Consider the following 20340-nt stretch of genomic DNA (forward strand, 5'->3'; position numbering starts at 1 on the left):
GAATCCATGCCGAACTCAGAAGTGAAACGCAACTGCGCCGATGGTAGTGTGGGAGGTCCCATGTGAGAGTAGGTCATCGCTAAGCGCTTATTAAGAAAAACCCGCAGCTAACACTGCGGGTTTTTTGTTTTTACGGCGATAGCAACACCTGAATCCATGCGCTTATACCGTCACAGATTCTCAGAAGTGACCGCTCTTGAGCATCCATGCTCTCGCGGCATTAGTACATCCATGTACGTCAAACGCCACTGCGCCGAATTGAGAGCGTGTGGGTAGGTTGCTCTTAATGTGAGAGTAGGTCATCGCTAAGCTTTTATTAATAGGTCGTTCCTAGGCATCCATGCCTTCACGACATTAGTGCTTCCATGCACGTCAAACCCGCAGCTGACGCTGCGTTTTTTTTGCTTTTTGTTGTTTTTATATTAACCTAGTGTTTCTAACTTTAGGGTTTCACTGTCTTTTTACATTTTATCCGTACTAAAAGATAAAGAATTTCGGGAACTTAGTTTTGACTCAGTTTACAGCACATGGACAATTTGATATTCGTTGCCAAGGGCAGTGGCTGTATACGAGTATGCTAGGAATATGGAATAGAGAAGCAACTCAGTCATACGCAATTGATGTTCAGAATAGCGCCCAAGACATTTATACTAAACCTTGGCTCAGAATCGTTGATTTAGAACACTTTGAAGGTGGTGGCCAGGAAGTGACTGACGAACTGGTTAAGTTGCAAAGTTGGGCGAAGCAACACAATTGTATTTACGTTATTTTTATTCTGCCGCAACGCCTAGTTGAATTTATGTTGTCGACGGCTGACGAAGTTTATCGCCCTTTTGAAATCGTGCAGTCCTTTGAACAAGCAGAAAATCTCGCTAAACAAATTATCCCTCAAAACAAAATCACAACGCAAAGTGGTTCCTAACGCAATATTGTTATTGCAGTATCTCGAAGGGCTTAATGTCATCAATACGTTGTTGATTAATAAAGTCATCTAGCTCTTCGGCAAGCAAGTCACCTGCAACTAGCACATCTTGCCAGTTACGTATCCGCGTTTTGTCTTCTTGTAAACTAAAATCCTTTCGATCTGGAATTTTTTTCATCGGCAGGTTTTCGATAAAGTTGCGAGAAGGTATCAACATGACAATATTATCGTAATTGTTTGGATTAACTGAACGGTTGAGGTTTTTATCAAACCAACCAGCCTTGGGCTTATGATTGAAATGAGGGTAAAGCGTTAACGCGTCATTGTTATTGATCTGTAAATCAAAGTGGTAGTCAATAATACCTCCATCGCGATACATACCAGGGGGAGCACCAGGAATATTACTAATACCCTCCATAGCAATTGGAATTGCACCAGAGGCCATTAACGCTGGCTTAAAGTTTTCTTTTGTTAACGCAACGTACTGTGTTTGAAAGTTGTATTGATCATTAAATTGTAGTTGCTGGTTTGGCGTGTGAAAGATAACGCGTTGGTATTGGCTGTGGAGCCGCTTGCGCGACACTAAGTTGCTCAACATACTTTTGACTAAACCTGCAAACAGCAGCGGTTTAAATTCCCATGAAACTAAACCTCGACATAGGTTTGTCAGTAGGTGAACATTAATCGTATCGTGATTGATAATTTGTTCAATGCCATTTTGGCTTAGGCTATAGTCGAGAATATCACTCGCTTTTGCTGTTATTTCTTCGCGGTCGGCATTGCGACTATAAATTGTTTGAGAATAGGATTCTGCCAGTCGAGTAATGGCGGCAACAGGGTCTGCTTGTGCAAGGCATGACGCTCTAAAAGCTCCGGCAGAAGAGCCAACCAAGTTGAGGGGCTGATTAGTACCGTTAAAAAACTCGCCAAATAAATACTTGTCTAAGCCAAATAACGTGAACCATTTTGGTCCGCCACTGGCGCCTAGAAAGTGATCAAATAATTGTGGTTTAAAGCCTTCTTGTTTGATTTTTTCTAAGGCTTTGGGGCCTGCGTAAATTTCTAAATTCGGCGATGTTCCTTTATTCATGTTCTCTTACTGGTGTCCTTAATGCTTTGATATATTCTGATTAACTATTGCAGCAGTGATTATAGCGATTCTCTAATGGTGTCATTAATGTTTGGAATAAATAAGTTTTTGTATAGCTTAGTTGCATAATCGTCGGTCATTCCAGCAACATAATCAGCGATAACGCGATACTGATTGTCACCACTTGCTACGGCTTGTTGCCAGCGCTTGACACTTGCGTTGGGTAGTAAACGCTCAGGATCAGCCGCAAGCGCCTCAAACAATTCCATAACTATTTGCTGACCGCGATATTCATGACGCTGAATCGCCGTTTGTTTAACAACGTATTGTAAAACAAACTGTTTAAATATGTTGAGGACCTTATTTGGTACCTCAGGAAGCGCTGCGTTATAGCGCAATAATGGCTCAGTAAAATCAGTTGCTAAGTGTTCGTTGAGGTCGATTAGTACTATCTCAGTAATGAGATAGTTGACTAAACCGCCAATGGCTTCTTTTTGTTGGTAGTGATGTTCACTAAATAATGATGCTGACAGATTAATCGCCAGGGCTTTAACCGTTGAATCGTTTATTGTGAGAAGCTTATCGACAACTTGCTGCTCAAAATCGGTCTTGCTGACAACACCGGTAACAATAGCGTCCTCCATATCGTGAATGCCATAAGCGATATCATCGGCGAGTTCCATCATTGAACAGTCGAGAGATTTAAATTTGGTTTTACTGTGTTTATTATTGTGTTGCTTAACACTTTGAAAAAGTGCTTTGTCGCTATTTGATAAGGGCTCAAGCACCCAAGCTAACATCTCACTATCGTCTTTGTATAAGCCCTTGGGAGGGTGCCAAACATCAGCCTTGAGTTGTCTAAAACTTTTAACATCGTCAACCTGCTCAGTACTTTGAAGGGCATCGATTGTTTGAGGATATTTGAGTAAGCCGAGTAAAGTTCGACGCGCGAGATTCATACCAAAATGCTCGCTAAATGGCTCTAGTTGAGAGACGATTCGGAAGGTTTGGCCATTACCTTCAAAGCCACCGTGATTGCGCATCATGTAATGAAGTGCAACTTCACCGCCGTGACCAAAGGGAGGGTGACCAATGTCATGGGCAAGGCACAGCGCTTCAATTAACGCATCGTCATTGGGCAGTAATTCGCGAGTTATGTCAGGGTACTTTGATTTGAGCTGCGCTGATATACCCGAGCCGATTTGAGCCGCTTCTAGTGAGTGAGTCAATCGGGTGCGGTAAAAATCGCTTTGACCGCTACCCATCACTTGAGTTTTTGACTGTAGCCGACGAAAAGCCGCTGAGTGCAGTATTCTTGCGCGGTCGCGCTGATAAGGGCTACGATGATCGTGTTGTCGTTTTGCAACTTTTGCCAGCCGACGCTCAAGCCAGTCTAATTTCATAGAGAGTCCCGTTCCTTATAACCACTGTCTTATAAATACTACTTGCGCTATGTTGCTAATAACACTAACCTAATTTTGATAACGTGGTAAAGCAAAAGGATTTAATAATGAATATTTTTGGATTGCCGATTGCTAATGGTTTGTTAGTTTGTGCGTTAGTGTTGTCGCTAGTTAGCGCTAGATATGCGATAGCAGAGAAAATTGAATTGTTAACAGGGCTCGCCAAGCCTCCGTTTATCGTCAATAAGCACGAGGGGGTTCAAATTGAGTTGATCACCCATGCGCTTGCATCACAAGACATAGAAGTCAATTTTACCTTAATGCCCTTAGGCAGAAATGTGAACAGCTTTGTGCGCTGGGACTTTGACGGTATTATTACTTTACCTCCACATTTTTCTCATAGCCAAGTTTATTTATCTGCGCCGTATGTACGTTATCAAAACGTTGCGGTGACGCTAGCCGATAACAACTTTGATATTAATGAAATTGATCAATTGATTGGTCGAAGTATTGTTGCGTTTCAAGGGGCTCGAAACTTTCTTGGCAGTAAATACAAAGAGATCACGGCGTATTCAACGGATTATCGAGAAGTCGCCAATCAAAAGCAGCAAATTGGCATGCTATTCTCTGGGCGCACTGATGTCATTGTTTTAGAGCATCACATCTTCGAATATCTAACTCGTGAGCAAGATGGTCCGCTTTATCAAAAGCCTTATATTGTTCACAAAATCTTCCCTGAAATTAACTATGTAGCTGGCTTTAAGAGCCAAACCCTTGCCGACAAATTTAACCAAGGTATTTTGCAGCTAAAAGCGACAGACCAGTATCGGGAAATCATCAATAAATATATCTATTGATGACTGTTGATCTCAACACCGTGTCGCTGATAAAAAAGCTGCTCTAACAGTTTTGTCGCGGGGCCTGCGCCATCTCTATCTGGTATCACTAAATTGAGCGGAACCACTCTATTTGAATAGTTGGCAATATTGATAATGCGCAACTGGCCTGACGACAAATAGGGTTGTGCTAAGTCTTCAGGTAGCCAGCAAAAACCAATATTCTCCAGTAATATCATGATTGCTTCTTGGAAGTTAGCTACTGTCCAACGTTGCTCTGCTTTTAACCAGCCTTGCTTGTTTTCACTAACCCCTGTTTCTCCAATGACTACTTGCAAGTGGCTAGCGAGTTGCTCTAGGGTAATTTCATCGTCATCAATGTCGCAATTATTAGCGCTGCAAACGGCAATTAATTTGACAGTTGTTAAGGTATTGGCCAAGTAACCTTGTGGGACAATGTTACTAATAACAATATCGGCTTTTTTCTGCAAGATGGCTTCTGCGCTGCCGGATATCACTTCATTAGTAATTTTTAATCGACTGCCTTTACTTAGCGGCAAAAACGCTTTTAAGGTCTGGTATAAATCTGCTCTTGGGTAAATAATCTCAATTGCCAGCCTAATCTCTGGCTCCCAACCTTGGTTCAAGGTTCCGGCTAATCCTTCTAATGCTTCAATGTCTTGCAGCACTTGTCGAGCTCGCCTAAGCATGGTTTCACCCTGTTGGGTTAAGGTTGCTTTGCGGCCTTGTACTTCTAGTAGACTAATCCCGAGTTGCGCTTGTAATTTGGCGACGGCGTGATTGAGAGAGCTTTGGCTTTTATTGAGTTTATCGGCGGCTTTAGCGTAGCCGCCATAATCAACCACGGCTTGTAATATTCGCCATTGCTCTATGGTTGATTTTGCGCGAAATAACTTGTCCATAGCTCAATACTATTGCGAATTTTTGTTGCTGGCTACTTATTAGCGATAAAAATCGCCCGCTTCGGTGCTGGGTAACCTTCGATGGTTTTGTTGGCATCGTTCGGATCGAGGAAGTCTGATAGTGACTCACTGTCAATCCAATCGGTTTTACGCTGCTCTTCAAAAGCAGTTTGGTCGGTATTGACCCACTGAACATTTTTAAAGCCGCAACGCTTTAACCATGCCACCATGGCTTTACCGCTGGGTAAAAACCAGACGTTGCGCATTTTGGCATAGCGTTCGCCAGGCACTAATACGGTGTTTTCGTCGCCATCAACAATTAAGGTTTCAAGCACAAGTTCGCCACCTTGCACTAATTGAGCTTTCAATTGGTACAAAAAGTCGATTGGCGAACGTCTGTGGTATAAAACACCCATGGCAAAAACCGTATCGAATGCTTTTAATTCAGGCAGTTGTTCAACACCCAGAGGTAGTAAGTTTACACTATTATCATTAATAAAGTGCTGGATAGCGTTAAACTGCATTAAAAAAAGTTGTGTCGGGTCGATACCAACAACAAATTTAGCGCCGGCGCCGCGCATTCGCCATAAGTGATAACCACTACCACAGCCGATATCTAGAACATAGCGGTTAGAGAGGTCGCTAATAAAGGGAACTAAGCGGTCCCACTTAAAATCTGATCGCCATTCAGTATCTATATCCAAACCATGAATCTGATATGGGCCTTTGCGCCAAGGTTTTAGCTTTTTCAACATATGTTTTAGGCGTTTGTATTCGCCACTGCTCAGATCGCCTTGTTGTCCAACTGATACGCTGTTAACAATATCAATTTGATTGACTTGGGTCTCTGGCAGACCATCGAGTGTTTTTTGCCACTGGGCATATTCGCCGTGCAGGTGTTGGCTCGACCATTGTGACAATTGAGCAGGTAGTGATTCAAGCCAATGGCTCAAGCGATTGGCGGCTATTTGTTGGTAAAACTTATTGAAGTTGTTCATTTTATCGCAATTAAAGACATAAAGTTAAAACATTGAAACCAAGGTGTTATGTGTTTGAAGCCAACTTTTTGGAGGCGATCGAGCTGAGTTGCAAGCGTGTCTGTACGCATGACATTTTCAAGCGCAGTGCGCTTTTGGGCAATTTCGAGCTCGCTATAACCGTTGGCGCGCTTAAAGTCGTGATGCAAGTCAGTAATCACTTGGTTACAGGTTTGATCATCTGCGGTGATTTTTTCAGATAAAACCAGTAAACCACCCGGTAGCAAAGCGTTATATATTTGCGCCAGTAATTCGGTGCGCTTTTCCGGTTCTAAAAACTGCAGCGTAAAGTTGAGTACCATCATTGATGCTGGCGAGTATGTTTGTTCTAAGATATCGCCTTGGATTATTTCAACTGGGGTTTTGCCACGGAATGCTTGGATATGTCGCTGACAGCGCTCAACCATAGCAGCAGAGTTGTCGATACCAATAATTTGGCAGTTTTCGGCACTAATACTTTTGCGCATCGCCAAGGTGGCCGCGCCTAGCGAACAGCCGAGGTCGTAGACATGGCTATTGTCGGTAACATATTGCTGACTTAAGCGACCAATAGTATCTATAATCGTACTATAGCCGGGAACCGAGCGAGAGATCATATCAGGGAATACTTCGACAACTTGTGCGTCAAAGCAAAAATCTTTTACTTGGCTTTGCGGCTTGGAAAAAATAATATCTTTATCTGATGACTGCATGATAATGAATGGGTTGCAATTCAAATTGAATTTATCAATTATATCAAATTAGTGAGTGAAAAGTGCAGTTAGTTTTGGTCGAAATCTGGGGAGTATGGTCTTGAAGTTGTTTTTTTACTGGTTGATGTTTTTATTATTGCCAACCAGTGTCTTGGCCTTTCAAGATGACCATTCGCCTGCTACTCTAAGCGATTCAGACAACCTTAAAATTATTGTTAGCCCATACTCTTATCCCTATCACTTTATTGATCAAAACAATCGTGTTGCCGGTTTAATGGTTGATTACTGGCAACTATGGGCCGAGAAAAACAATCGAAAGATATCTTTTATCAAAGCTAGCAACTGGCAAAATAGTTTAGATATGCTCGAGCAAGGCAAAGCAGATATTCACGCTGCGATGTCTTATACCGAACCGCGAAATGAAAAATACGGTTTAACCAAAGCGCTATTTGAACTGGCGCGCTATATTCATATACACAGAGATTACCCCAGTTTAAAAACCATTGAGTCACTTGAACCGTTTTTGGTTGGCGTTATTGCCAATGCCGAAAGTGAGCACACGTTACAGCGCTTATATCCCAACTTAATTTTGAAGCCGTATCGCTCGACAATAGAGATGTATGATGCGGCACTGAAGGGGGAGATTATCGCTTTCACTGGCGTTGAGCAAATTGCGAAAAATTATCCCGAAGCGAATAAAATCGTTAATTTGTTTCCCTACAGTAAACGCATTCAGATCAATCAAGTTGGTTTAGTGTCAGCTGTTGCCAAAAACAATATTCAGTTACTGCGTGATATTGAGCAGGGCAAGGCAAATATTAGTTCGGCCGAGTTATCGGTAATTGAGCAACGTTGGCTAGGTATTAATAGTCAGTCAAAAGCACTGCAGCTAGTGTATACCGATGGTGTGCCCCCCTATATGAATACCGGCCCTGATGGAACACCTCAAGGCCTGTTTATTGATGCCTGGCGATTGTGGTCTGAGTATAATCAACAGCCCGTAGAGTTTATGAGTGGTGATGTCTACCAGTCACTTGAAATGGTCAATCAACGTAGTGCCGATGTTCATATCGCTCACCCTTTTTATGCCCAGCGAGACGAAAACTTAATTCCTGCTTATAAGTTGTATCAGGTTAATTCCTATTTGTTTTTAAAAAACTCCTTTGACGAAGCAACACAGCTCGAGCAAATGTCGGGCAAAACCGTAGGGGTTTTTAAAGCCGCTTCTTATCGTGAGCGGCTAATCGCCCAGTACCCAGAAATTAATTTTCTCGATGTTAGCACCAGTCAGGAAGTTGTTGTGGGTATTCGCGAAGGGAAGCTAGATGGCATGATTAGCGCAGCGGCGAGCATGCAAGCACTGTTATCAGAGCATGGATTACTATCTAGTTATCATATGAATCCTGCTGCTGTTGTCAAGGCAGGGCTTTATTCAGTTGTCAACCGAGAACAAGAGGCATTAGCGAGCCGTATTCAACAAGGTTTTGACAAAATACCACTGAACAAACTCACTGAATTAGAAGCCCAGTGGGTTAATAAAGATAAATATCACTACTTTAAAGAGCTCGCTGATCAAGTTCAGCTGACGGCTGACGAGCAAAGCTGGTTTTTACAACACGGTAGCGTCACGGTTGGCGTTTTGAAAAACTGGGCGCCGGTGGAAGTCCTAGCCAAAAAAGGGCAATACGAGGGACTAAACCCCGACTTTTTCGATTTGATCGCTAAACGTACTGGTTTGAGCTTTAGTTATCGCGGTTATGACAATTGGCAAGGGTTGTATCAAGCTTTACTCAATGGTGAAGTTGACATGCTTGGTACGATATTAAGAACACCAGAGCGCGAAGAAATCATCAATTTCTCAAATGTTTACTTAAACATGCCTTGGGTAATTTTACATCAAGCGACTAATACTGCTCGCGCTCGCTTAACGGACTTTGAAGACAAACGCCTTGCCGTCGTCAAAGGCTACCATTGGATAAAACTCATGCGTGAGCGTTACCCCAATATTGAACTGGTTGAAGTTGACGGCACAGAAGAAGCCTTGGTTGCGCTGCAGCAAGGTCGCGTTGATGGCATCCTAGAGGCGCTGGCAACGGCAACTCAGTTGTTTTATCGCGAGAGCTTAATGAGTCTGCAAATTTCTGTCTTGGAAGAACTTGAACAAGACGCGTGGCAAATGGGCATGAACAAGAAGTTGCCAGAATTAAAATCAATTGTCGACAAAGGTATTGCTACGATCAGCGATGGTGAACGTCAGTTTATTTATCAAAAATGGCTTAACGTGAATGTTAACACCGGATTAGACCGCGATGTTGTGGTTCGCTTAACCGTGCAAGTGGCCGTAGTTATTGTCTTAATTATCGCCTTTATTATCTTTTGGAATCGACGTTTATATATCGAGGTTAAACGCCGTAAGCGTCTAGAGTTAAAAATGAAGCACATGGCAACTCACGATGAATTGACCGGCCTTGCCAATCGCGTTTTATTAAAAGAGCGCATTAACTCAAGCATAAATTTTCATCAACGCAAAAAGCTCAATATGGCTGTATTGTTTATCGACCTCGACGGTTTTAAAAGTATTAACGATACCCATGGTCACGATGTTGGTGATGAATTACTCGTACAACTTGCTGAGCGTTTAAAAGGTTGCGTTCGAAAATCAGATACCGTAGTCAGGTTTGGTGGTGATGAATTTGTCTTATTGTTAACTGGCTTGCATCAAAAAGAAGAAGCGGCGCTCGTCGCGCAAAAAGCGCTGATGCTTTGTCAGCAACCGTTTGAATTATCAGCGGGTAGTGCGCAAGTGGGGTGTAGTATTGGTATTGCCGTTTATCCAGACGACGGTGATAGCGACAATGAGCTCTTGAAGGTTGCTGATACACTAATGTACAAAGTGAAAGCGAAAGGTAAAAACAATTACACCTTTAATTAGTTTATCGAAAGCTGTTTTAATGATCATTTCTTTGGCAATTGAGTGATTTAGTCAAGGGATGGATTGCCAACAATTGCCATTCCTTTATAATGACGCCAATTTTTTAAGTATTTTGGTTGTTAGCTGTGGTTAACAACTCTTTTAACGTATATTTTTTCAGGGTATTTGCTAGATGCGTAGTCTTTATTGTGGTGAGGTCAATGAATCTCATATTGGTCAGGAAGTCACTTTGTGCGGTTGGGTTAATCGTCGTCGAGATTTAGGTGCGGTAATCTTCCTTGATGTCAGAGACCGTGAAGGTATTGTCCAAGTTGTTTACGATCCAGACCTACCAGAAGTGCTCGCTAAAGCAAATACGTTGCGCAACGAATTCTGCGTTCAAATCAAGGGTAAAGTTCGCGCTCGCCCTGAAGGCCAAGTCAATAAAGATATGGCGACTGGTGCTATTGAAGTTTTGGGTCTAGAGCTTGAGATTTTAAACAAGTCAGCGCCACTCCCTCTTGATTTTAACCAAGAGAACTCAGAAGAGAACCGTTTAAAATACCGCTACTTAGACTTACGTCGTCCTGAAATGAGCGAGCGTTTGCGCTTCCGTGCTCAGGTCACTTCTGCTGTCCGTCAGTCGCTAGAAAAGCAAGGCTTTTTAGACATTGAAACGCCAATTTTGACGGCAGCGACACCTGAAGGTGCTCGTGATTACTTAGTGCCGAGCCGCACGCACAAAGGTAAGTTCTTCGCATTGCCACAGTCTCCGCAATTGTTTAAGCAGTTGTTGATGATGTCGGGTATGGAACGTTACTACCAAATCGTAAAATGTTTCCGCGATGAAGATTTACGTGCTGACCGTCAGCCTGAATTTACTCAAATCGATATCGAAACTTCGTTTATGTCGGCAGAACAAGTGATGTCGGTGACAGAAACCATGATTCGCGATTTGTTCCAACAGTTGTTAAACGTTGACTTAGGTGATTTCCCGCGCATGCCATACAGCGAAGCAATGACTCGCTTTGGCTCAGACAAGCCTGATTTGCGTAACCCGTTAGAAATCGTTGATGTTGCAGACATTTTGAAAGATGTTGAATTTAAAGTGTTCGCAGGCCCAGCTAATGATGACAACGGCCGTGTTTCAGTCATTAAAGTACCTGGTGCTGCTAGTCAGCTTTCGCGCAAGAATATTGATGACTACGGCAAGTTCGTTGGTATCTACGGTGCTAAAGGTTTAGCTTGGTTGAAAATAAATGATATCGCTGCTGGCCTTGAAGGTTTACAGTCGCCAATCTTAAAGTTCTTACCTGAAGACGCGGTTAATCAATTGCTCGCTCGCGTTGAAGCTGAGTCAGGTGATATTATTTTCTTCGGTGCTGATAGCTACAATGTAGTGACTGAGGCGCTGGGTGCATTGCGCTTGAAATTGGGTGAAGACTTAGGCTTAGTGAGCGACGAGTGGAAACCATTATGGGTTGTTGATTTCCCGATGTTTGAAGAAATCGATGGTCACATGCACGCCTTACACCACCCGTTTACTGCGCCAACGAATTTGACGCCAGAACAACTAGAAGCCAATCCTGTCGGCGCGCTTTCTGATGCGTATGACATGGTGCTTAACGGTTGTGAATTAGGCGGTGGTTCAGTGCGTATACACGACCAAGCCATGCAGTCTGCTGTTTTTAGAATTTTGGGGATCAGCGATGAGGAAGCACAAGAGAAATTTGGCTTCTTGTTAGAAGCACTTCAATATGGTGCGCCGCCGCATGCAGGTCTTGCCTTTGGCCTGGATCGTCTGGTGATGTTAATGACCGGTGCTTCGTCAATTCGCGACGTAATGGCATTCCCGAAAACCACAACTGCCGCGTGTCCATTAACCAATGCGCCAGGTGAAGCTAACCCAACTCAGCTTGAAGAGCTAGCTATCGCTAAAGTTGAGCAAGCTTAATTTTTGAGCAGGTTTGACTTACTCAGAAGCTAGACTCTATATCAGCCTTGTGTGGAAGTGATTTAGCCTTGAGCTGATAAATGATAACCTTAAGCCAGTTAAAACGTGATTGTTTTAACTGGCTTTTTATTTGTGGAACATTACAATACTTTGGACAAAGTGCTCACGTGACTATTATTTTAGGTATAGATCCCGGTTCTCGATTGACCGGTTACGGTCTCGTTAAACAAACCGGACGTCAGTTTAGTTATTTGGGCAGTGGCTGCATTAAAGCGATTAGCGCTGGTGATGACCTGGGGGCGCGCTTGCAAACTATTTTTGCTGGCGTCAGTGAGTTAATCGTTCAGTTTCAGCCAGATATGTTTGCTATTGAGCAGGTCTTTATGGCCAAGAACCCAGATTCGGCACTTAAATTGGGACAAGCGAGAGGGGCGGCAATAGTCGCGGCAACTCAAGCGGGTTTATCAATAGCCGAATACTCAGCCAGACAAATCAAACAATCTGTCGTTGGCACTGGTGGTGCAGATAAAAGCCAAGTTCAGCACATGGTTAAAACTATTTTAAAACTTCCGGCAACACCGCAAGCAGACGCAGCCGATGCCTTAGCTGTTGCGCTTTGTCATGGTCACAGCCATGATTCACTGAGTAAGTTAGCTGGCCAAGCGACTAAAACTGTGCGCCGACGTTTGCGTTAGCCGTCCGCGTTTTTCAATACCGTTATCATCTGCTCGGCAGCACTGATATGATCATTAGTTTGCCCCACGAAATACACAAGTGATTCAAACAGCTTTTTAAATTTATTGGAAAGACACGCTTTCAAGTGGACTGAGTATATATACAGTGTTAAGCTGTCGCTAATGAGTATGAGTGAATGAAAAGGCGGATTAAAAAGTTATGATTGGTCGTTTACGTGGAACCTTGATTGAAAAAACAGCCCCAGAGATTGTCATTGAGTGCCAAGGCGTCGGCTATGAAGTTTCAATGCCTATGACTAGCATCTATGCCTTACCTGAGCTCAATCAAGAAGCAACGATTTACACTCATTTTGTCGTCCGTGAAGACGCTCAATTACTCTACGGCTTTGCTAATAAAGTGGAACGAAAGTTGTTTAGGCTGTTGATCAAAGTCAACGGTGTCGGCCCTAAGTTAGGTTTAGCGATTCTATCGGGAATGTCGGCAGAGCAGTTTGTCAGTTGTGTAGCCCATGACGATGTTACCACCATTGTTAAAATCCCCGGTGTTGGCAAGAAAACAGCAGAGCGTTTACTGATTGAAATGCGCGACCGTTTAAAAGACTGGCAAACTGACAGTACGCCAGCGACAGATGCAATGCCAATCGACAACGTGATTGAAAATACACTTGTCATCAGTGATGCCAAAGGCGATGCGATAAACGCATTGATTTCACTCGGTTATACCAATGCCCAAGCGGACAAAGCCGTAAAATCGGTTTATCAACAGGGTAGCAGTAGCGAAGTACTGATTCGCGATGCGCTCAAAGCCATGATATAAACAATGGCGTTAAACTAACTAATAACGTCGCAAAAGCACTCAGCAATAACCACTAATATAAGAGCAATAGAGTATTTAACATGATTGAAGCAGATCGCTTAATTCAGCCAACCGCAAGCCTTGAAGAAGAGCATGTTGATCGCGCAATTAGACCCAAAATGCTGGTTGACTACACTGGCCAAGATCACGTTAAAGCGCAAATGGAAATCTTTATTGAAGCGGCCAAAAAGCGCAATGAACCGCTCGATCACTTGTTGATTTTTGGTCCGCCTGGTTTAGGTAAAACAACGCTGGCGAATATTGTTGCTAATGAAATGGGAGTGAATATTCGGACAACCTCTGGTCCTGTGCTTGAAAAAGCTGGCGACTTGGCGGCTTTACTGACTAATTTAGAAGAAAACGACGTGTTGTTTATTGATGAAATTCACCGTCTGAGCCCTATGGTAGAAGAAGTACTCTATCCGGCGATGGAAGATTATCAACTCGATATTATGATTGGTGAAGGTCCTGCGGCTCGCTCTATTAAGCTCGATTTACCGCCGTTTACTCTAATTGGTGCCACCACCCGTGCTGGCGCACTCACATCGCCATTACGAGACCGGTTTGGTATTGTCCAGCGCTTAGAATTTTACAATACCAAAGATTTAACCGACATTATTAGTCGCTCGGCACATTTTTTAAATTTAACCATTGAACAAGAGGGCGCGTTTGAAGTCGCGCGCCGATCTCGTGGCACGCCGCGTATTGCCAATCGCTTATTACGCCGCGTTAGAGACTATGCTGATGTTAAAACCAATGGCATAGTTGACCAGCAAACCGCAGCAAAAGCACTTGATATGCTAGAAGTTGACAGTGAAGGCTTTGATATTATGGACCGCAAACTGTTGCTCGCCATTATCGAAAAATTCATGGGAGGCCCTGTTGGTTTAGACAATGTTGCCGCAGCTATCGGTGAAGAGCGAGAAACCATTGAAGATGTTATAGAGCCATTTTTGATCCAACAGGGCTTTTTACAACGCACACCACGTGGCCGAGTCGTCACTGACCGTGCATTTCAACATTTTGGCTACGATAGTAAAAGTTAGCCAAGTCACCTCGTATGCTGTGCAGGTTTTGCTAGCGACCTGCCATTCTTTTCTCTTCTTAACCAGAGTTATAGGTAAATTTCAGACAAAAAAAAGCCCGCAATACTTATTGCGGGCCAACTAATAATCAGTTGATAGAAGGAAGTTAAATTCCAGGAAACATGTCAGAGAGAAGAGATGAAAACATCTTTTCAAAAGTGATCTGGCTAATGACTGGGGTAAGTCACTGCGCTAGCTCAGAAAACAAAGTTATTTTATCTATCTAACCAATTGGTCACAAACTAAATAAACTGATATTTCGCATTAGTTTTTCTAATGCGATTGTGGTTTTTTATGCTTTGGGTTGGAAACCGAATTTTTATTCACGATAGGTGAATTAAACCTTGTTTTTAGGTTGTTGTAGCGCATAAATAACATAGGGGTTTTGCGCCATTAGTGAGTTAATAAAGCTTACATACAGATTAATATTTTTTTGATTTTAGTATTTTTCGATAGTTTCAACTCTACTCGTCTCAAAACTGCTCAACCAAGTTGTCTTTAGGTTATAAGAAACGCTTGTCGCTGCACCGCTTTGTTATTAACATAGAGGCTTACAACAGTGATCAATTAAGCGGTGATATGTCGACCTCTCCACAAAACTACCAGATACGCGTTTTTTATGAAGATACAGACGCTGGTGGTATCGTTTATTATGCAAATTATTTAAAATTTTTTGAACGCGCCCGTACCGAGTGGCTTAGAGAATTAGGCATAAATCAATCAATTTTTTTGCAACAAAACATCGGTTTTGTCGTCAGAAAGGTAACAACGGACTATTTAGCTTCCGCTAAGCTTGATAACTTGCTGACGGTAAAAAGTGAAATTCGCCAATTAAAACGTTCAAGCATGGTGTTTTTTCAACAAATAGTTGATCAAGACCAAAAGTTAATTTGCCAAGCTGAAGTTGTCGTTGTTTGCGTTGATTTAAGTAAAGCCAAGCCTTGTGCTACCCCAGAACCGATTTTAGGAGTGTTAAAGCGTGTCAGCTGAGTTATCTTTTTTTGATTTATTTTTACAAGCGAGCTTATTAGTTAAGGCGGTAATGATTTTACTGCTCGCATTTTCCGTTATTTGCTGGACCATGATTTTTCAACGCCGCAAGGCACTAACAACTGCGCACAATCAGCTGCAGGCGTTTGAAGATAAGTTCTGGAGCGGCGCCGATTTAACCAAGTTATACAATGAAGTATCGGCACGCGCTCACATTCAAGGGATCGAGAGCTTATTTGTCGCTGGTTTTAAGGAGTTTGTTCGTCTTCGTCAAAGTCAGTTGCAATCGCCACAGATGATAGTGGACGGCACCCATAGAGCAATGCGCGTCGCATTATCGAGAGAAGTCGATGATTTAGAAACCCATTTACCGTTTATGGCGACCGTTGGTTCTATCAGCCCATATATTGGTTTGTTCGGTACCGTGTGGGGGATCATGAATTCATTTATAGCACTTGGTGCAGTAAAACAAGCAACCTTGGCGATGGTCGCGCCTGGTATCGCTGAAGCCTTGGTTGCTACGGCGATGGGCCTGTTTGCGGCAATTCCAGCCGTTATGGCTTACAACCGTTTTAGTCATAAAGTTGAGAAGCTCGAAAACAGTTACGGCAACTTTATGGAAGAATTTTCAAGTATTTTGCAACGACAAGTTACTGCTGAAAACAAGGGGTAAATAGCCTATGTATCAGAGAGTCAGACGTCGTAAGGTCGCTGAAATTAACGTAGTGCCATACATCGATGTGATGTTGGTGCTATTAATTATTTTTATGGTAACGGCGCCACTAATCACCCAAGGTGTCAAAGTTGATTTACCTAAAGCGGAAGCCGAACCCCTCGATAAAGACAGTAAAACGCCAATGGTAGCGTCAGTTGATGCTAACGGTCAGTACTATTTAGCGGTTGGTGGTGGTGAAAACCAGCCGATGTCAGCTGAAGATGTTGCATTAGAAGTGGCAGCCAGGTTAGCGGTTGATCCTCAAACGCCAGTTGTGGTTAACGGAGACGGTGCAGTTTCTTACAATGCAGTAGTGCAGTTGATGGTGTTATTGCAAAAAGCTGGCGCACCGTCAGTGGGCTTGATGACAGATAGCCCGGAGTCCTAATGTTAACTAAGCAGTATTTAACCCCATTATCTTTGAGTTTTGCTGTTCATGCGGCTATCGCTGTTGTGCTGTTTGCCGGCGATTTTAGCTATGAACTTGAAAAGCCAAAACCGAGCGTGATGCAGGTAACCAATTTACCTGAAACCGTTGAGCCGATTAAAGCGGTCGCGGTGGACAAGAAAAAGCTCGAAGCCAAAGTGAATAAGATTAGGCAGCAGCAAGCTGCCGATAAAGCGCGTGAACAAAAGCGTATTAAAGAGCTTGAAGAGCGAGCTGCTGCCGCAAAGCGCAAACGCGCTAAAGAGCAAGAACGCATTAAAGCGCTCGAAAAACAGCGCAAGCAAAAAGAGCGCGAGAAGAAACAAGCTGAGTCAGCGGCTAAAAAAGCGCGGGCAAAAGCGGCAGAAGCTGAGAAAGTGCGCAAACGCAAAGAAGCTGAAAAGCGCAAAGCAGATAAAGCCGCCGCCGATGCCAAAGCCAAGCGCTTAAAAGAAGAAGCTGAAGCTAAAAAAGCAGCCGAGCTCAGAAAAAGGCGTGAGCAAGAGCGCAAGCGCAAAGAAAAAGAAGCGAGAGAAAAAGCTGAACAAGAGCGTTTATTAGCGGAGCAAATGGCGCAGGAGATGGCGACTCGTCAGCAAGCGCGGCGTCAACAAGTGCAGTCTGAAGTAAACCGTTTTGCTGCCTTGATCAGACAGACCATAGATCGACACTTTATTAAGGACCGCAGTACAATGGAAGGTAAGTCTTGTAAATTGGTCATCACTCTAGCATCATCGGGCTTTGTCACCAATGTTATTAGTGGCAGTGGCGACGCTATAGTATGTGACGCTGCGAAAAAAGCGATATACAAGGCAGGGACTTTACCTGTATCGCAAGATCCTGATGTTTATCAAGAAATGAAGCGCATTAGTATCACCTTTAGCCCAGACTTTTAATCGAGTTCAACTAAACCTATTGAGACAATAATTTAAGCGTACTAAAAATTTATGAAAAAGATTATTTTAGCAATACTTTGTTTACCCATGTTGGTTATAAGCCAAGCATTCGCCACCTTAGAAATTGTCATTACCGGTGGTGTTGACGATGCAAGACCAGTGGCTGTGCTGCCATTTAAATGGGATAGCATTAACCCAATGCCGGAAAATATTAGCAAAGTGGTCAGTGATGATTTACTCAGAAGTGGTAAGTTTCGTCCGGTTGCGGCAGATCAATTTCCACAATTGGCTTATACCGATGCTGAACTCGATTACGCCGCGTGGGCAAGTCAAGGGGTAGAAGCGGTTGTCGTTGGTGCCATTAAAGAAGTATCAATTGGCCGTTTTCAAGTTGAATACCAACTCGTTGATGTTATTCGAGGCCAAATTACCGGTGGCCAGTCGCAAATGTTAAGTGATGGTCAATTGGTTTCCGCCAATGATCACGTTCTTGATGAAGGTTTGGTTGAAATTAGTACTAGTCAATTCCGCCAATACGCGCACCAGATTAGCGACAATATATATGAAACGCTAACAGGCACTAAGGGCGCGTTTTTAACCAAAATTGCGTACGTGATTGTTCGAGACCAAGAAGAGTTTCCATTTCAATTAGCGATTTCAGATTACGACGGTTTTAACGAAGTTGTACTGCTGCGCTCAAAAGAGCCGCTGATGTCGCCAAGCTGGCACCCAAGTGGCAATACTTTGGCTTACGTGACATTTGAAAATCGCCAAGCACAAGTGTACACCATGGATATTTACACCGCGCGTAGAACGTTAGTCAGTTCATTTCCGGGAATAAATGGCGCACCACAGTGGTCTCCTGATGGTAACAAGTTGGCAATGGTATTGTCGAAAGATGGCAACCCTGACATTTTTGTTATGGATATGAATACTAAGCAATTACGTAAAATTACTCGTCACCGTGCGATTGATACTGAACCAAGTTGGAGTCCAGATGGAAATTCTTTGGTATTTAGTTCAGAACGGGGTGGAAAAGCGCAGCTATATCGCGTAAATTTAGTCGATGGTAAATTGCGACGATTAACATTTGACGGCGAAATGAACTTAGGTGGCTCTTTAACACCTGACGGTCGTCAACTAATTATGGTTAATCGCACCCGTGGGCAATACCATTTAGCAAAACAGGAATTAGGCTCAGGAATCTTTCAAGTGCTAACTAAAACGCGCTTGGACGAATCGCCAAGTGTATCGCCTAACGGCGGTATGATTATTTACAGTACTTTACACAATCAACGTCAAGTACTGGCTTTAGTGTCGGTTGATGGTCGCTTTAAAGCGCGATTGCCGGCACTCGATGGTGAAGTTAAATCACCAGCGTGGTCACCCTATTTATAACAATATGAATTTTTATTGAATTACATGAATTATAAGGAAAAAGAAATGCGCTTGAATAAAACTCTTAAAGCTATCTCTGTAGCTTTACCTTTAATGGCATTAGCGGCTTGTTCATCAAACACTGGTTCTGATAGCACAGATGCTCAAGTAACTGACACTAATTCAGCAGCTAACAGCGCTGCTCAAACACAAGCAACTGTTCAAGCTACTGCGGCAGCTGAGCAAGCGCGTATTGAAGAAATCAAGCGCAAGACAATTGCTGAATTAAAAGCTAAAAACATTGTTTACTTTGAATTTGACAAGTCTACAGTAAGTGACGAGTTTGCTCGCGTATTAGACGCTCATGCAAAATTCTTATCAGCTAACAGCGACAAGAGTGTATTGGTTGAAGGTCACACTGATGCTCGCGGTACACCTGAGTACAACATTGCTTTAGGTGAGCGTCGTGCAAAAGCAGTTGTTAGCTACTTAGAAGCGTTAGGCGTAGATGCTAACCAATTATCTGTCGTTAGCTACGGCGAAGAAAAGCCTATGGTAAAAGATCGCTCTGAAGCAGCGTTCGCTAAAAATCGTCGTGCGGTATTAGTATACAAATAAGAGACCTGAATGAAACTGAATAAAGTTTTATTGGGCGCTCCACTGGCTGCTGGGGCATTTATTGTCTTGGCAGCTCAGTCTCCGGCGCCGGTTATCGATGTTAGTGGCGCTAACAACAACCTACCACAAGCCAGCGTAACAGACCGATTATCTTCACTTGAGCGCAAGCTCGACGCTCGTAATCGAGCTCAAGTTACCATTCAACGTCAGCTTAACGAACTACAAGACGAAGTAAATGAGCTTAGAGGGGTGACAGAGCTTCATACTCACCAACTCAGTCAAATTCTCGATCGTCAGCGTGAACTCTACCAAGAAATAGATCGCCGCATGCAGTCAGTTAATCAAGCTGCAAGTGCACCTGTTCCCGCCACTATCGCCGCACCCAATGTGCCAGCGAGTGCGACACCGCAGGTGAGTTATAGCGATAACTTAACTGAAAACGAAGCATATGATCGCGCTGTCAATATGGTACTAAAAGACAAGCGTTACGAGCAGGCAATTCCAGAGTTTAGAGCGTTTAACAAAAAGTATCCTAACTCTACTTATGCAGCCAATGCTCATTACTGGTTAGGGCAATTGTTGTTTAATAAAGGCGAACTCGCCGAAGCTAAGCAAGAATTTGAAGTAGTTGTTGATCAATTTCAAGACTCAAACAAACGCAGCGATGCCTTGTTGAAGTTGGCAATGGTTGCTCAAAAGCAAAGTGATAACGCTAGAGCGATTGTCTTATATCGCCAAGTGATTGAACAATACCCAAACACCAGTGCAGCGCAGCTTGCAAAACCAAGATTAGCATCAATTAGTCAGTAGTTTGTTTATAAGTTGTTCATTGTGTTCTGTTTTTGTTCGAACAAACAAATATTGATAAAAAAGATGAATTTATTGTTGCACTAAAAAAAATTATCAGTATTAT

The 20340-nt window shown here is 43.1% G+C and carries 19 protein-coding genes; 14 read left to right on the top strand and 5 right to left on the bottom strand.

What is annotated here, in order from left to right:
- Positions 1 to 508 precede the first annotated feature (508 nt).
- Complete coding sequence (locus J7384_RS15465; RefSeq protein ID WP_209115439.1) at positions 509 to 922, top strand: hypothetical protein; 414 nt, start codon at positions 509 to 511, stop codon at positions 920 to 922.
- A gap of 10 nt (positions 923 to 932) precedes the next feature.
- Here the strand turns inward: J7384_RS15465 and J7384_RS15470 are convergent, their stop codons facing one another.
- Both J7384_RS15470 and J7384_RS15475 read right to left on the bottom strand, forming a co-directional pair.
- Complete coding sequence (locus J7384_RS15470) at positions 933 to 2012, bottom strand: patatin-like phospholipase family protein (RefSeq protein WP_209115440.1); 1080 nt, start codon at positions 2010 to 2012, stop codon at positions 933 to 935.
- 59 nt (positions 2013 to 2071) lie between these two features.
- Complete coding sequence (locus tag J7384_RS15475) at positions 2072 to 3415, bottom strand: anti-phage deoxyguanosine triphosphatase (protein WP_209115441.1); 1344 nt, start codon at positions 3413 to 3415, stop codon at positions 2072 to 2074.
- A gap of 107 nt (positions 3416 to 3522) precedes the next feature.
- Here J7384_RS15475 and J7384_RS15480 point away from each other — a divergent pair, with 107 nt between their 5' ends.
- Entirely contained in the window at positions 3523 to 4272 is a 750-nt protein-coding gene (locus J7384_RS15480; RefSeq protein WP_209115442.1) for a transporter substrate-binding domain-containing protein, read from the top strand.
- On the opposite strand, the gene J7384_RS15485 is transcribed toward J7384_RS15480, so the two are convergent.
- Genes J7384_RS15485 through cmoA form a run of 3 tightly spaced genes read right to left on the bottom strand, consistent with a single transcriptional unit; the run spans position 4266 to position 6903 of the window.
- Entirely contained in the window at positions 4266 to 5174 is a 909-nt protein-coding gene (locus J7384_RS15485; RefSeq protein ID WP_209115443.1) for a LysR family transcriptional regulator, read from the bottom strand. The two genes, J7384_RS15480 and J7384_RS15485, sit on opposite strands and share 7 nt — an antisense overlap.
- Positions 5175 to 5206: 32 nt before the next feature.
- Positions 5207 to 6172, bottom strand: coding sequence for a tRNA 5-methoxyuridine(34)/uridine 5-oxyacetic acid(34) synthase CmoB (cmoB, locus tag J7384_RS15490; protein WP_209115444.1), 966 nt, complete (start codon positions 6170 to 6172; stop codon positions 5207 to 5209).
- The gene (gene cmoA, locus J7384_RS15495; RefSeq protein ID WP_209115445.1) at positions 6169 to 6903 is read right to left on the bottom strand and encodes a carboxy-S-adenosyl-L-methionine synthase CmoA; all 735 of its coding nucleotides are present in this window, start codon (positions 6901 to 6903) and stop codon (positions 6169 to 6171) included. The genes cmoB and cmoA overlap by 4 nt, the downstream gene beginning before the upstream one ends.
- Positions 6904 to 7003: 100 nt before the next feature.
- On the opposite strand from cmoA, the gene J7384_RS15500 reads away from it, so the two are divergent.
- From J7384_RS15500 to ybgF, 12 genes are all read left to right on the top strand, one after another.
- Positions 7004 to 9835 carry a transporter substrate-binding domain-containing protein gene (locus J7384_RS15500; RefSeq protein ID WP_209115446.1) on the top strand — a complete coding sequence of 944 codons (2832 nt, stop codon included), beginning with the start codon at positions 7004 to 7006 and terminating at the stop codon, positions 9833 to 9835.
- A 172-nt stretch (positions 9836 to 10007) separates the two neighbouring features.
- The gene (gene aspS / locus J7384_RS15505) at positions 10008 to 11768 is read left to right on the top strand and encodes an aspartate--tRNA ligase (protein ID WP_209115447.1); all 1761 of its coding nucleotides are present in this window, start codon (positions 10008 to 10010) and stop codon (positions 11766 to 11768) included.
- A 167-nt stretch (positions 11769 to 11935) separates the two neighbouring features.
- Positions 11936 to 12463 carry a crossover junction endodeoxyribonuclease RuvC gene (gene ruvC, locus J7384_RS15510; protein ID WP_209115448.1) on the top strand — a complete coding sequence of 176 codons (528 nt, stop codon included), beginning with the start codon at positions 11936 to 11938 and terminating at the stop codon, positions 12461 to 12463.
- A 199-nt stretch (positions 12464 to 12662) separates the two neighbouring features.
- On the top strand, positions 12663 to 13280 hold the full coding sequence (gene ruvA, locus J7384_RS15515; protein WP_209115449.1) for a Holliday junction branch migration protein RuvA: 618 nt from the start codon (positions 12663 to 12665) through the stop codon (positions 13278 to 13280).
- An 80-nt stretch (positions 13281 to 13360) separates the two neighbouring features.
- Positions 13361 to 14365, top strand: coding sequence for a Holliday junction branch migration DNA helicase RuvB (ruvB, locus tag J7384_RS15520; RefSeq protein WP_209115450.1), 1005 nt, complete (start codon positions 13361 to 13363; stop codon positions 14363 to 14365).
- A gap of 618 nt (positions 14366 to 14983) precedes the next feature.
- Entirely contained in the window at positions 14984 to 15394 is a 411-nt protein-coding gene (gene ybgC / locus J7384_RS15525) for a tol-pal system-associated acyl-CoA thioesterase (protein WP_209115451.1), read from the top strand.
- Positions 15384 to 16067, top strand: coding sequence for a protein TolQ (gene tolQ / locus J7384_RS15530; protein WP_209115452.1), 684 nt, complete (start codon positions 15384 to 15386; stop codon positions 16065 to 16067). The genes ybgC and tolQ overlap by 11 nt, the downstream gene beginning before the upstream one ends.
- Before the next feature lie 7 nt (positions 16068 to 16074).
- The gene (gene tolR / locus J7384_RS15535; protein WP_209115453.1) at positions 16075 to 16497 is read left to right on the top strand and encodes a protein TolR; all 423 of its coding nucleotides are present in this window, start codon (positions 16075 to 16077) and stop codon (positions 16495 to 16497) included.
- On the top strand, positions 16497 to 17432 hold the full coding sequence (gene tolA, locus J7384_RS15540) for a cell envelope integrity protein TolA (RefSeq protein WP_209115454.1): 936 nt from the start codon (positions 16497 to 16499) through the stop codon (positions 17430 to 17432). Before tolR ends, tolA begins: the two co-directional genes overlap by 1 nt.
- A gap of 51 nt (positions 17433 to 17483) precedes the next feature.
- Positions 17484 to 18830 (top strand): Tol-Pal system beta propeller repeat protein TolB, encoded by a 1347-nt coding sequence (tolB, locus tag J7384_RS15545; RefSeq protein ID WP_209115455.1) that lies wholly within the window; start codon positions 17484 to 17486, stop codon positions 18828 to 18830.
- Positions 18831 to 18875: 45 nt separating this feature from the next.
- The gene (pal, locus tag J7384_RS15550; protein ID WP_209115456.1) at positions 18876 to 19427 is read left to right on the top strand and encodes a peptidoglycan-associated lipoprotein Pal; all 552 of its coding nucleotides are present in this window, start codon (positions 18876 to 18878) and stop codon (positions 19425 to 19427) included.
- Between the two features lie 9 nt (positions 19428 to 19436).
- The gene (ybgF, locus tag J7384_RS15555) at positions 19437 to 20237 is read left to right on the top strand and encodes a tol-pal system protein YbgF (protein ID WP_209115457.1); all 801 of its coding nucleotides are present in this window, start codon (positions 19437 to 19439) and stop codon (positions 20235 to 20237) included.
- The last annotated feature ends 103 nt before the right edge of the window (positions 20238 to 20340 follow it).

This window comes from Endozoicomonas sp. G2_1, assembly GCF_017744155.1.
Lineage (GTDB): Bacteria > Pseudomonadota > Gammaproteobacteria > Enterobacterales > Alteromonadaceae > JAGHQT01.

Excerpts from the sequence above, each read along its gene's own strand:
- J7384_RS15470 (WP_209115440.1), bottom strand. The coding sequence starts at position 2,012 with ATGAATAAAGGAACATCGCCGAATTTAGAAATTTACGCAGGCCCCAAA.
- J7384_RS15475 (WP_209115441.1), bottom strand. The coding sequence starts at position 3,415 with ATGAAATTAGACTGGCTTGAGCGTCGGCTGGCAAAAGTTGCAAAACGA.
- J7384_RS15480 (WP_209115442.1), top strand. The coding sequence starts at position 3,523 with ATGAATATTTTTGGATTGCCGATTGCTAATGGTTTGTTAGTTTGTGCG.
- J7384_RS15485 (WP_209115443.1), bottom strand. The coding sequence starts at position 5,174 with ATGGACAAGTTATTTCGCGCAAAATCAACCATAGAGCAATGGCGAATA.
- cmoB (WP_209115444.1), bottom strand. The coding sequence starts at position 6,172 with ATGAACAACTTCAATAAGTTTTACCAACAAATAGCCGCCAATCGCTTG.
- cmoA (WP_209115445.1), bottom strand. The coding sequence starts at position 6,903 with ATGCAGTCATCAGATAAAGATATTATTTTTTCCAAGCCGCAAAGCCAA.
- aspS (WP_209115447.1), top strand. The coding sequence starts at position 10,008 with ATGCGTAGTCTTTATTGTGGTGAGGTCAATGAATCTCATATTGGTCAG.
- ruvA (WP_209115449.1), top strand. The coding sequence starts at position 12,663 with ATGATTGGTCGTTTACGTGGAACCTTGATTGAAAAAACAGCCCCAGAG.
- ruvB (WP_209115450.1), top strand. The coding sequence starts at position 13,361 with ATGATTGAAGCAGATCGCTTAATTCAGCCAACCGCAAGCCTTGAAGAA.
- ybgC (WP_209115451.1), top strand. The coding sequence starts at position 14,984 with ATGTCGACCTCTCCACAAAACTACCAGATACGCGTTTTTTATGAAGAT.
- tolR (WP_209115453.1), top strand. The coding sequence starts at position 16,075 with ATGTATCAGAGAGTCAGACGTCGTAAGGTCGCTGAAATTAACGTAGTG.
- tolA (WP_209115454.1), top strand. The coding sequence starts at position 16,497 with ATGTTAACTAAGCAGTATTTAACCCCATTATCTTTGAGTTTTGCTGTT.
- tolB (WP_209115455.1), top strand. The coding sequence starts at position 17,484 with ATGAAAAAGATTATTTTAGCAATACTTTGTTTACCCATGTTGGTTATA.
- pal (WP_209115456.1), top strand. The coding sequence starts at position 18,876 with ATGCGCTTGAATAAAACTCTTAAAGCTATCTCTGTAGCTTTACCTTTA.
- ybgF (WP_209115457.1), top strand. The coding sequence starts at position 19,437 with ATGAAACTGAATAAAGTTTTATTGGGCGCTCCACTGGCTGCTGGGGCA.